This window comes from Streptomyces sp. GL_140, assembly GCF_057834465.1.
This window is the reverse complement of sequence record NZ_JBYQMJ010000010.1, coordinates 1-10921: the sequence shown is the minus strand read 5'-3', so window position 1 is coordinate 10921 and position 10921 is coordinate 1. Positions and strand designations below refer to the sequence as shown.

At 70.4% G+C, this 10921-nt stretch carries 13 protein-coding genes; 9 read left to right on the top strand and 4 right to left on the bottom strand.

Annotated elements, in window-relative coordinates; genetic code table 11:
• Positions 1–653: 653 nt before the first annotated feature.
• From tpg to AC3IYJ_RS43530, 4 genes are all read right to left on the bottom strand, one after another.
• Complete coding sequence (gene tpg, locus AC3IYJ_RS43545) at positions 654–1196, bottom strand: telomere-protecting terminal protein Tpg (RefSeq protein ID WP_489403776.1); 543 nt, start codon at positions 1194–1196, stop codon at positions 654–656.
• A 67-nt stretch (positions 1197–1263) separates the two neighbouring features.
• The gene (locus tag AC3IYJ_RS43540) at positions 1264–2226 is read right to left on the bottom strand and encodes a hypothetical protein (RefSeq protein WP_489403775.1); all 963 of its coding nucleotides are present in this window, start codon (positions 2224–2226) and stop codon (positions 1264–1266) included.
• A 167-nt stretch (positions 2227–2393) separates the two neighbouring features.
• Complete coding sequence (locus tag AC3IYJ_RS43535) at positions 2394–2606, bottom strand: hypothetical protein (RefSeq protein WP_489403774.1); 213 nt, start codon at positions 2604–2606, stop codon at positions 2394–2396.
• Positions 2603–2875, bottom strand: coding sequence for a hypothetical protein (locus tag AC3IYJ_RS43530; RefSeq protein WP_489403773.1), 273 nt, complete (start codon positions 2873–2875; stop codon positions 2603–2605). The genes AC3IYJ_RS43535 and AC3IYJ_RS43530 overlap by 4 nt, the downstream gene beginning before the upstream one ends.
• Positions 2876–3109: 234 nt before the next feature.
• Here AC3IYJ_RS43530 and AC3IYJ_RS43525 point away from each other — a divergent pair, with 234 nt between their 5' ends.
• The 9 genes from AC3IYJ_RS43525 (at position 3110) to AC3IYJ_RS43485 (ending at position 10191) form a co-directional block, all read left to right on the top strand.
• Positions 3110–3262: a hypothetical protein gene (locus AC3IYJ_RS43525; protein ID WP_489403772.1), complete on the top strand. Its 153-nt coding sequence runs from the start codon at positions 3110–3112 to the stop codon at positions 3260–3262.
• Entirely contained in the window at positions 3259–4485 is a 1227-nt protein-coding gene (locus tag AC3IYJ_RS43520) for a hypothetical protein (protein ID WP_489403771.1), read from the top strand. Before AC3IYJ_RS43525 ends, AC3IYJ_RS43520 begins: the two co-directional genes overlap by 4 nt.
• Positions 4482–4679 (top strand): hypothetical protein, encoded by a 198-nt coding sequence (locus tag AC3IYJ_RS43515; protein WP_489403770.1) that lies wholly within the window; start codon positions 4482–4484, stop codon positions 4677–4679. The genes AC3IYJ_RS43520 and AC3IYJ_RS43515 overlap by 4 nt, the downstream gene beginning before the upstream one ends.
• Positions 4679–4864: a hypothetical protein gene (locus AC3IYJ_RS43510; protein WP_489403769.1), complete on the top strand. Its 186-nt coding sequence runs from the start codon at positions 4679–4681 to the stop codon at positions 4862–4864. The genes AC3IYJ_RS43515 and AC3IYJ_RS43510 overlap by 1 nt, the downstream gene beginning before the upstream one ends.
• Positions 4861–5088: a hypothetical protein gene (locus AC3IYJ_RS43505; RefSeq protein WP_489403768.1), complete on the top strand. Its 228-nt coding sequence runs from the start codon at positions 4861–4863 to the stop codon at positions 5086–5088. Before AC3IYJ_RS43510 ends, AC3IYJ_RS43505 begins: the two co-directional genes overlap by 4 nt.
• Before the next feature lie 2 nt (positions 5089–5090).
• Positions 5091–5333, top strand: coding sequence for a hypothetical protein (locus AC3IYJ_RS43500; RefSeq protein ID WP_489403767.1), 243 nt, complete (start codon positions 5091–5093; stop codon positions 5331–5333).
• A 66-nt stretch (positions 5334–5399) separates the two neighbouring features.
• The gene (locus AC3IYJ_RS43495) at positions 5400–5786 is read left to right on the top strand and encodes a hypothetical protein (RefSeq protein ID WP_489403766.1); all 387 of its coding nucleotides are present in this window, start codon (positions 5400–5402) and stop codon (positions 5784–5786) included.
• A 240-nt stretch (positions 5787–6026) separates the two neighbouring features.
• On the top strand, positions 6027–6419 hold the full coding sequence (locus AC3IYJ_RS43490; protein ID WP_489403765.1) for a hypothetical protein: 393 nt from the start codon (positions 6027–6029) through the stop codon (positions 6417–6419).
• A gap of 388 nt (positions 6420–6807) precedes the next feature.
• Positions 6808–10191 carry a hypothetical protein gene (locus AC3IYJ_RS43485; protein ID WP_489403764.1) on the top strand — a complete coding sequence of 1128 codons (3384 nt, stop codon included), beginning with the start codon at positions 6808–6810 and terminating at the stop codon, positions 10189–10191.
• Positions 10192–10921 lie beyond the last annotated feature (730 nt).

The window sequence follows — 10921 nt, the reverse complement described above, 5'->3', positions numbered from 1 at the left end:
GTCCGGGCCCGCGGAGCGGGTCTGTACCGCGCTGCGCGCGGTACAAAGGGAGGGCTCGGCGCTTCGCGCCTCGCGCGGCTGCGAGCCCGGCGCTTCGCGCCTTCCCTTCGGGAGCTCACACCCGCCATCAATCTTGATGGCTATCCGCAACTTGCAGCACCCCCCGCGATCGGCATCGTGCCTGGTCAAACGGGGTGTGCCCGAAATGCCCGAAAGTCGGACCCTGTGGAAAAGGGGTGCTGCAAGTTGCGGATAGCCCTGGCTGTGGAAAAGGGGTGCTGCAAGTTGCGGGTTCGGGCTGACCTGCGGAAACGTGGCCGTTTCGCGGGAAGTGTCCGTATGTTGAGACGCTAAGCGATCTTGTAAGGGGTGCTCTGATGTCCGGGACCCTTACGGATGTTGGGCCCCCTCCGCCCCGCCCCGGTCTGGGGTGTGCGTTTGGGCTGGTCAACCCGAAGGGGCAACTTGCAGCACCCCTTTTCCACAGCACCCCAACGCTGGTTCCCCCGGCCCCCGATGGGCGTCCGTCAGGGCCCGCGTGAGCGCTTGCGGTTGGCTCCGGGGCCTCCCGGTCCCGGACGTGGCGGAGGGGCCGTCAGGGCGCCGTGTGGCGTGTGGTCCTGACGGCCCCTCCGGGGGCGGTGCGGGTGGTGCTACCAGTCGGTCTCTATGTAGTCGATGTCCGTCAGCTCCACGTCGAGCCCTTCCGCGCGCCGGCCCCCGTCGCGGAAGTAACTGTGCCCGAGGCCTTGGCCCACCAACTCGTTGAGCCGCTCTTCGTCCCCGGCTTCGTAGGCGTCGAACATGGGCCCCACGAGGTCGTCGGGCATCTGCTGGCTGATCCGGCGCATGCGGCCGTCGTCACTCGACCCGGGCGCGGCGGTGAACCCGAATCGGGCGCGGGTCTCGACCACTACACCACCGCGGCTTTTGGCTTCCTTGCGGGCGCGGGCGGTGACGCGCGGCTGGTGGGACTTGGCCGCTTCGGCTTCGAGCTTGGGCGCGGCCTTGGCGGATGGCTGGGCGGTGCCGGCCAACCACCGCTGCACGGTGCGCTGGCTCACGCCGAGCCGTGCGGCCACGGCCTTGGTGCTGCCCTTCTCGGTTCGCATGAGCAGGTTGAGGCGGGCGGAGGCGGACTTGGGCAGGGCGCGGGTCCAGGTGCTCTTGCGCATGGCGTCGAGGATTTTGCCCATGGCGGTGCCCCTTTCTGGGCGTGGTGGGTGGGCGCCCCCGCGTACGGGGGCGCCGTGAGCTGCGGGATCAGGCAGTGAGGGCGAGCGCCTGGTGCTCGTTGTCGTCGGCGCTCTCGCGGCAGTGGTCGCCGCCGCACAGCGGGGTCCGACCGGGGAGCTCCCAGGCGTGGGCGCGGCAGATCAGGCACTCGCTCATGCGGGCCACGCCGTCGAAGTGGGTCTCGGCGGGGATGACGTACCGGCGCCGCAGGCGCGGCTCGTTGGCGAGCACGGCCGTCAGGTAGGACCGGGGGGTGCTGACGTGGCGGTCGGCGCTGGCGTCCAGGAGTGCCACGAGCGCGTGCGCGGGCCACCCTGCGGCGAGGTACCGGCGGAGGGCGATGGCGGACAGCTCGCGCCCGGCCACGCTCGTGCGGGCGTAGTCGAACCAGCGGACCTTGCGGAGTACCGCGTGGGCCAGCTCGGGCACGGCGTCGAGCGCGGCCCCGGTCAACGGCTCCGCCTCGATGCCGCTCAGGAGCGTGTACCGGTCGGTGAGCCGCTTGCGGTAGCCGGCCTTTCCCACGACGACGTGGTGCTGCCGGAACCCGATCAGGGGCACGGGCCGCTTGGCCGTCCGCCCCGCCAGGATGCTGCGGTGGTACTCCAGGGTGCGCAGCTTGACCCCGGCCTCCTCCGCCCACTGGGGGCTGTTGAGTTCGCCGGTCCATCCGTGCCGGGCGGGGACCAACAGGCACCGCATGGTCGTGGCGTGCAGGCCGGGGAGGGACGCCACCCACGCGAGCGACCCGGACAGCTCGGGGCGCGGGCGGGGTACGCGTAGGACCGTGCGGCGGTCCACGTCGAGGATGCCGTGCACCACGAGGTGCGCGAGGTGGGTCTGGACGATCCGGAGGGACAGGCCGACCACCGCGCAGATTTCGGCGTTCGTCGGCGGGTTGTCGGGGCGTTCCTGCTTGCAGCGGTCGAGGTAGTAGGCGATGGCGGTGCAGGAGCTGCACTTGCCGGGGCTCATCGTGCCGTGTGCCACGTTCGGGCCTCTCTGCCCGTTGCCTGGTAGTGAGACCTTGCGGTGCCCTCTACACTCGACAACAGACCTAGCCTGGTCAGTACGGCGAGCCCTTCCGGGGCTGTGAGCTGGTAACTCACGGCATTTCAACCCGGCGGGGCTTCCGTCATTTCTGGGGTCAGTCTGGGCTACAGACCGGACAGCTTGCGGGCGAGTCGTTCCGGCCCGGGGCCGGAGTTCCACCAGGCGTTGCGGAGCTGCTGGCGGGTGTGGCACTCCGGACACGGCCGTGCCGGCCCCCGGAGAACTCCCTCCCCCTGGCAGGTCGCGCACTGCGCGGTGCCGTTCGGGTCGGACGGGTCCGCCCCGAAGCACAACGAGTCGTCGGTGACGGCCGTCATGACTTCCCCTTGGGCTTCTGGGCCGTCTTCTTGGCCGGGGCCTTGGCCCTGATCTCGATGCCTTCCTCCCCCAACCAGTTGTAGAGCGTGGTGGGGCTGATGCCCGCGAGACTCCGGATTCGGCTGCGGTTGGCGCCGGTGCGTACGGCGGTGAGCACCGCCGCGCGGAGGTCGCGGTCGAGTTGGGCGATGGTCTCTGCGCGGCGGAGGGAGGACTCCGCCACCGCGCGCAGGGCTTCCGCCTGCGCTTCTTCCGGGATGGCTGGCATGTGAGGAGCCTACCGAAAAACTATCCACAAGAACAGGTGCGGCGCGCTGGTTGTACAGAAGGATGCTTTGCCGTAGCGTTCTTCTCGTAAGGCGGTCCGGCCAACTCGGCGGAGCGGCTCGGGCATTGGTTTGCCCGCACAACTAAAAACGGCTCTGACCTGGTGTTACTAGCACCTGGCCAGAGCCTGAGACACACACCCACCCCTGAATCAGCCAGAGGGAGGTGCGGTCCTGTGACGGATCGTATCCAGGTACGTGATCAGCAGTACAACCCGGCCACGGAGCCCGCTACGGCGGCGGCGCTGGTCCGGATCGCGGAAGCGCAGCAGGCGGCGGAGACCGCCCGCCAGGCCACCGCGAAGCTTCAGTCGGGCGGTGCCCAGTGAAGTGGCGCTCGGTCGTACGTGAGGTCCTGGTCCCGCACGAGCGGGACGGCCGTACGCACATGGTGAAGAACACGGTGACGGACCGGGTGCCGGTCCTCCCCCGTGATCTGGACGCGCTGGCCCTGCGGGCGGTGGCGGGTCTGGTCCTGGCGGTGACGCTGGTGACGGTCGTCTGGTCGACCGCGTCGATTGGCCGGCTGTTGCACGGCGGGGTCGGGTTCGCGGCGGCGGCCATGTTCGACGTGGCGTGGGCGGCGGTCTTGCTCCTGGAGTGGATGGCCCGCTTCGACCCCGGGAAGCGGAAGTTCGCCCGGGTGCTCGGCTGGGTGCTGGTGGCGATCACGATGGGCGCCATCGGCTGGGAGGGCATCGAGGCCGGATCGCTGGCCCTGGCCGTGGTCGGCGCGGCGGTCTCGCTGATCGCCAAGCTCCTGTGGCTGGCCGTCTTCAAGCACATCGACCGGGATCTGTCCGACGCCGATGCGCAGTGGGTGCAGGCGGAGATGAGCCGGGCCAACGCGATGCTCGCGGTGTCGGGGGTCCGTCGGCAGGTGGCCCGCGCCGAGTCGCACGCTGCGATGGAGCTGCTGGCCGCCGAGCGTGAGCGGGAGGCGATGGGCGCGGTGTCCGCGATGGCGGAGCCCACCCTCGCCCCGGCGGAGCCGGTGCCCGCGTTGGCGGAGCGCCCGGCGGACCGGGCGGAGCTGGATCAGCTCCGGGCGGAGTTGGCCATGGCCAACACGGTGCTGGCCGCCCTCACGGCGGAGCCTGCCTCTGCCGCGCCGGTCTTGCCGGAGGCGGACGCGGAGGAGCGGGACGCGGAGATGCTCGCCCTATACCGGGCGGTGCAGTCCACCTCCGGCGCCACGGAGGCGGACCGGGACTGGGCCGCCGAGCTGGCGGAGCTGGCCGGGCGGCGGGAGCCCGTTGCCCGCCCGGCGGTGACGCCGCCGCTGGTCAGCGCGTCGGCAGATCCGGAACCCGCCGGGGGCGAGCGTCCGGCGGACCGGGTGCCGGAGCAGCGGCCCCGGAGCATCGCCGCCGGTGTGGCGGAGCTGCGCGCGGCGGGGATCGCGGATCCGGCGGTGATGGCCGCCCGGCTGTCCGCGCTGATGGACCGCGACGTGAGCGTGGACGCGGTGAAGCGGGAGGCGCGGCGCCTGCGGGCGGCCGAGCGTGCCGCCGAGGGTGACGCCACGACCGGGACGGGGGCGTACCTGTGAACCGCTCTCTGTCCCGAGTCCCGCTGGGGCTGCGGATGCTGGCCGGGCTGTGGGGCCTGACGGCCGCTGTGATCGCCGTTCTCGTGGCGGTGGGCCTCCCGGCCCCGGCCGCTGGTGTGGTCGGCCTGGTCGGCTGCGTGGCGGTCGGGTGGCCGTGGGCCGCCCGCGCCGAGCGCGAGAGGCAGGCCGACTGATGGGCCGCTGGATCAACCGCTTCGCGGACATGCCGACCCCGGAGGAGACCTACTACGCCGAGCGCGGCAAGTCCCGCGCGAAGCGGTGGGCGGCCACGAGCACGGGCGCCACGGAGGCGAAGGCCGAGACGGCCCGCCACGAGGAAGCCGCGGCGAAGGTCTCTCGCTGGAAGGGCCGCCGGTGAGCGCCCGCCAGTTCGGCCCCGGCCTGCACCACTGGACGTTGAGCGCGGACTTCGAGAAGGCCGGCGGGGCGTCGGTCGCCGGATACGGCGTGATCGACCTTGCCGAGCCCGAGTCCGCCCTCGGGGTGTGCGCGCGGCTCCTGGTGGAGCTCGCCGGACCGGATCTCGCCGGACTCGACTGCGCCGTCCGCTTCACCATCCGACCCGTCACGAGGGGGAACTGACCATGCCGAACGGACCCGAACCGAAGCAGTACACCGGCTGGGAGATCGCCAAGCTCGCGGCGCTGTGCGCCAAGGGGATCAAGACCGGCCCCACGGCCAAGCTCGACCGGCAGATCGAGTCGGTGAAGGCGAAGGCGGTGGAGCGGGAGCAGATCGAGGAGGCGGCCCGCGCGCAGGTCAAGGCCGCGAAGGACAAGGCCACGTTTGACGCCAAGGTCGCCAAGGCCGCCCGCAAGTACCGCTGACCGTCGCAGGATCGCCCCGGGGCCGCGTGCCGGCCCCGGGGCCTTACCCCCTCGGGAGGGATCGAGATGAACGCCAAGAAGACGACCGCGAGCGTGGCGGTGTGGTGCCTGGTGAACGCGTCCGGCCTCGCGCTGGCGGTGGCCGCCCTGGTGGCCAACGCGGTGCTGTTCGGCCCGGACACGTCCATGTGGACGTCCGCGTGGGGTACGGCGGTGGCCGGGTGCCTCGCGTACGGGGTGGTGGAGAAGGCGCCGGTTCTGTCGACCGGGGTCGGGCCGCGCCGGACGCTCGGGGACGTGGCGATGTGCTGGGCGTACCGGGTGGCGATCGCCGCCGGGATCGACCACTGCGACCGGTGCGGGAGCACGAATCTGGCCGAGTACTGCCCGGCTGGCCAGTACGTCCCCGAGGGCTACGTGTGCATGGCCTGCGGCGACTCATGGCACGCCTGAAAAAGCCGCGGCGCTACCGCCTGACCCTGGCCGACGTCCCGGCCACGCCCGTGGACGGGGTGGCCGGTCAGCTCCCGCTGTGGCCGGAGGACGTGTCCATGGACAGGGGGTCAGGGCCGCGTCTGGCTGCGGAAACGGGCCGGAGTGTCCATGGACTGTCCACCCCTTCGAACCGCTGAAACGGCCGTGTCCGGTCCGGCCGAGAACCTGTTCCCAGCACCAACCGAGAAGGAGAAACCGATGATCACCGACCACACCGCACCGCCCGAGGGTGGCGTCTACCAGGTGGCCGGCCTTGAGCTGTTGGCGGTCACCGCCCACCTGCTGCGCTGGTCGTCCCGGATGACCGTGCTGGCCCGCCAGGGCGGGGCGCCCCTGGCTGAGGAGCGGGACTACCGGCTGCACCGCGCGGCGGTCGCGGACCACGTGGCGCTCACCACGGGCTCCGAGGGGGACCTCGTGGATGCGGACTTCACCGCGAATCAGCTGATGGACATCGACCTGGGCGGACGTCGGAACCCTCCCGTGGGGTACCGGCCGGAGCGGCGCGAGTACGTGCGGATCGCCTACCGCGAGTGGCTGGCCGACTATCCCGACCGGGACGCGCTGGCCCCGGGCGCGTGGCTCGCCTGATTCCAAAGCCCGGCTTTGGATTTCGGGTGACCGGTGACCGGTCACCGGATCGGTCACCGGTCACCTCCCCGGTGGCCGTGACCGATCCGGTACGCGTACCGGCCATCGGTGGGGATGTGGCTGGGGAGGAGAACCAACAACCGTGTGACGTGGGTCACTTCATGTCACACGGGGGCCGTTTCTCCCACTTCTACGGGGCGGAACCCAAGGGCCCCGGATCACCGGCCTCTGTCCACAGGTCCAACCGTCCAACCTGCACGGACCCCCGAAAACCGGGGGCGCATGTCAGTCCATCGAGTCACGATCAAAGATCTGTCCGCCCGGCGGCGCCTGCCAAGGATCAACCGCCGGACGGATCGGTCACCACGGAGGGGAACCAGTGGAGAGCATGACCGAAGTAGCGGCGCCGTACGCGGCGACCGCGCCACCCGCCCCGGACTCCGGGACGTCGGAGGCTGGGGAGGCGGTGGGGGAGTGGCTCGGCACCGCCGGGGCCTGGCTGTGGGAGCGCCGCCCGACCACGCAGACGGGTTGGTACGCGCTCCTGATCGTGTCCGCGATCGGCGTGGCCTGGCTCCACCACGTCGGTGAGGAGCGGATCAAGGAGAAGGGCAAGACCCCGCGCAAGGGCGGCAACGGCGTGGCCGACGCGATCGGGGAGGGCCTGGCCGCCGCGATCGGCGGACTGTTCCGCCTCCTGGGCCGCTTCGTCGGCGGACGCAAGCTGTGGGGCGAGCCGAAGTCGGACGCCACGTTCTGGAAGGCCGGCGCGCGCGAGGCCGTGAGCGAGACCGCCGTCCCGCTCGCGCAGCTCGGCTCCATCGCGGCCCCGGCCGCCATGCCGTACGGGCTCGCGAAGGACGCCGGGCCGTCCCCGCTCGGGTTGTGGTTCGGCCGGATGACCGTGCGCATCTTCGGGTGGGTCGACGCGTGGGAGGGGCGCGGCTGGCGCGGCGTGCGCGTGCTCGACCTCGCGTCCACCGTGGTGGTCACCGCGGCTACCTGGCTCGGGAAGCTGTGGCGTCTCGCGTGCGGGATCGGGCGCGGGATCGTCCTGTCGGTCGAGGCCGTGGTGCCGGTCGTGAAGGGCGTGACGCGCTTCGTGCGCTCGTACCCCCGGTGGGCGTTCGCGGGGGTCGCTACGGCCCGTTTGGCGCTCGTGGCGGTCGTGGCCGGGTGGGCGCTGCAGCCCACCTTGCGCGGCTGGATCCTCCTCGCGGTCATCGCCTCCCCGCTCCTGGTCATCGTGGGCGCCGTGACCGGCCCGCACGGCCTGCGGTGGTGGAAGGGCTACGAGGCCACGTTCGCGGACCTGTACGCCCCGAACCTGTGGGCCGCGCTCGTGCCCGCGCTCAAGCTCGCCGACGACGAAGTCCGCCAGGCGTGGATCGAACTCCCCCACGATCCGGACGCGGAGGGAGCCGCGATCACGGTCCGCCTGCCCGCCGCGATGCTCGGGACCGACCACGACCGCCAGGCGCTGCACCAGATCCTGCACGCGGTCGTGCCCGGCCAGTGGGTCGCGCACTGGCAGACGCGCGGCCGCAACAGGTTCGTGCGGTTCGTGCAGGACCCCTCCGGCCCGGGTGCGGACGCCGAGTTCGGGCCGGTGCTGTGGCAGGCCGTCCGCAACGTGCTGGGCGTGCCCGCGTGGGAGTTCAGGAGGGACTGGCTGACCCTGGCCGTCGACCTGACCGAGACGGCCGCGATCCGGCTGCGCCTCCCGGCCGGTGTGCTCGGGACCGAGCGCGAGCGCAACGCGCTCCACGAGATCGTGGAAGCGGTCGTCCCCGGCACGTGGACGGTCCGCGTCGAGAACCACGGAGGCGAGCGCCACCTCACGTGGACGCAGGACGACCAGCCGCCGGCCCCGGACTGGTGGGCGTCCAAGCCCGCCACCATCCCGGCCCCGGCCGTGCAGCACCCCCCGGTGCCCGCGTCCGCCCCGGTCATCCCCGCGCAGGCCGTGGCGCCCGCCACGCAGCCCGTACGCGTCCAGTCCGGCCTCCAGATGCTCCTGGCCCGCCTGGAAGACCAGAGGACGACCCCGGCCCCCGCCGTGCAGCACCCCCCGGTGCAGCACCCCCCGGTGCAGCACCCCCCGGTGCAGCACCCCCCGGTGCAGCACCCCCCGGTGCAGCACCCCCCGGTGCAGCACCCCCCCACCCGTGATGACGACGTGCTGCACGGTCCGGGGCTGTGGGCCGCGCTCCGCAACCTGCTGCACGTGCCGGCCTACGAGCCCCGCCGGGACTGGCTGAGGCTCTCATTCGACCTCTCGCGGGACGATGCAGCGATCATGGTGCGAATCCCGGCCGGATGGCTCGGTGAGCCCGGTCAGGTGGCCTACGTCGTAGACCAGCGGGTGCCGGGTGAATGGTCCATGCAAACCGCGCTTACCGGCGGAGAGAGTTTCATCAAGTTCACGCGGAAACCCGCTCCTAAGGCCCGTCCGGAATTGCCGGAAAAGGTTTCCTGGTACTCGACCGGTGACCCGCGCGTCCTGTACTTCGGGGAGACCCACGACGGCCCCGCCCTTGTGAAGACTGGGACGGCCACCCCGCACCTCGGCATCTCGGGTGAGACCGGTTCCGGTAAGTCCACCATCCTCTACATCGCCGTAGCGGTTGCCCGCCAGGCCGGTGAACTCGTCACCATCATTGACCCGAAGCAAAACTCGATGCCGCTGGTCGATGGAAAGTCCGGCATCCGAATCCACACGGACACATACGACTGCGTGTGGGCCATCGCTGAATTCTTCACGTCGATGATGGCCACCGAGACGCGCAAGCGAAAGGGCTGGAAGCCGACCGCTGGCGACACAGGAGCAAAGCCGGTAGGACGACTCCTCGTCATTGACGAACTCCCCTCGTTCCGTGAGTTCGTGGCCGCGTGGTGGAAGTACATCATCAAGGAAAGGGGATTCCCTCCGGTACTCGTTTGGTTCCAGCTCATCCTTATGCAGGGACGTAGTGCGGACCACCGTGTAGCGGTCGGAACTCACCAATTCAGCCTGGACGTATTCGGCTCCACCATGGCGCGCGATCAGGTCGGTACGAAGATGGTCGTCGGAGAAACTTCCGACCCCTCGTGGGCAGTTGCCTACGGCCACACCACACCCCGATTCGAATACGACGACACGATCCCCGGGCGCGGTGTGATCTCGACCAAGGGACGCAAGAAGAAGAAGATCGGAGCGGACGGCCGCCCGGAGCGCGTCGAGGAAATCCAATTCGCCTACATCGCCCCGGACATCGAAAGGGTCCTGGACGAGTGCGAGCCCGCGCCCGAGTGGTTCGACCGGGGCGAGATGGCCCCCTGGATCACTCCGGCAGACATCGCCCGAGCCGATGGAGCCGCGGCGGTCGGCGAGTTCCTCAACGGGGTCTACAACCCCGAGCAGGACTACCTGACACAAGACACTGACACAGACGACGAGACGACAGGGGCCCCCCGTCCCACGTCAGAGCGCCTGTCTGACATGTCAGCGGACGACCTTGCGTCAGCCGGCGCGGCCAGCATGGACGAGCTCGTCCAGCGCCTGGCCGCCGAGGCCGAGCCCACCGAAGACCGCTGGACGCTCGCCCAGGCGTGCGCCATCGGCATCGTCGGCAAGACCTACGGCGCGGCCCGTGAGCAGAAGTCCCAGATGGCCAAGCGCGGCGAACCCTTCCCCGCAGGAGAGAAGAAGGGCCGCACTACCTGGTACACCCGCGAGGAACTCGAATCGGTCTTTGGCTCCACCGAGACCGAAGACGAGGACGACGAATAGAGCGCCCCTGAGCGCCATTTGACGGCCCGTGGCCCGTGACCCTATGGTCTCGGGCCACGGGCCTTTCTGCGGCCCACAGAGACCGAAGGAGCAGCACATGAGCCAGGAACTATGCGAGAACTGCGGGGAGTTGTGCGGAGACGATTACTGCGGTAAGTGCCCCGAGTGTGGAGGGGAATTGGAAGACGATCACACGTGGCCCAATCCGTGTTTCAAGTGCCGCGAAAGGGCGTACAGGAAAGCCGCCCGGGAACCCCTCCCGTTCGATATCTAGAGTCAATTGGTGCGCCATTTTCATAACCTCCTTAAATGGCGCATCAATTCAACGCCCGCATTACATTTTGCATCGCACGAAAAGAGGCGACGGAGAGAAATCCAGAGAAACAGTTGACGGGAATTGACTAAGTAATTGGCCGTCAGGTAAGGTCAGTTCAGCCACACAGAGTGAGCAACTCGACATACGACCCCGGCCACCCTCCGCCCTAGCCAGCCCCGCGAAGCGGGTAGGGTCCAGGAGCGAAGCGGATGGGCCCCAAGGCCGTGAAACGGCCGCTCAGAGGCCGCGAAGCGGCCGATCCGGCCGGAGGCCGGACCCTCGGCGGAGCGAAGCGCAGCCGCCCGGCCCGAAGGGCCGGCCAACCTCGGCGGAGCCGAGGTGCATTACTCTCCGCGAAGCGGAGAGCCTCCCTTCCAGAGCGCGCAGCGCTCTGGGTCCCGCTCCGCGGGTCCT

Bases quoted from the DNA above. Each gene is read 5' to 3' on its own strand.
- tpg (WP_489403776.1), bottom strand. From the start codon at position 1,196: ATGGGCAAAATCCTCGACGCCATGCGCAAGAGCACCTGGACCCGCGCC.
- AC3IYJ_RS43535 (WP_489403774.1), bottom strand. From the start codon at position 2,606: ATGACGGCCGTCACCGACGACTCGTTGTGCTTCGGGGCGGACCCGTCC.
- AC3IYJ_RS43530 (WP_489403773.1), bottom strand. From the start codon at position 2,875: ATGCCAGCCATCCCGGAAGAAGCGCAGGCGGAAGCCCTGCGCGCGGTG.
- AC3IYJ_RS43510 (WP_489403769.1), top strand. From the start codon at position 4,679: ATGGGCCGCTGGATCAACCGCTTCGCGGACATGCCGACCCCGGAGGAG.
- AC3IYJ_RS43500 (WP_489403767.1), top strand. From the start codon at position 5,091: ATGCCGAACGGACCCGAACCGAAGCAGTACACCGGCTGGGAGATCGCC.
- AC3IYJ_RS43495 (WP_489403766.1), top strand. From the start codon at position 5,400: ATGAACGCCAAGAAGACGACCGCGAGCGTGGCGGTGTGGTGCCTGGTG.
- AC3IYJ_RS43490 (WP_489403765.1), top strand. From the start codon at position 6,027: ATGATCACCGACCACACCGCACCGCCCGAGGGTGGCGTCTACCAGGTG.
- AC3IYJ_RS43485 (WP_489403764.1), top strand. From the start codon at position 6,808: ATGACCGAAGTAGCGGCGCCGTACGCGGCGACCGCGCCACCCGCCCCG.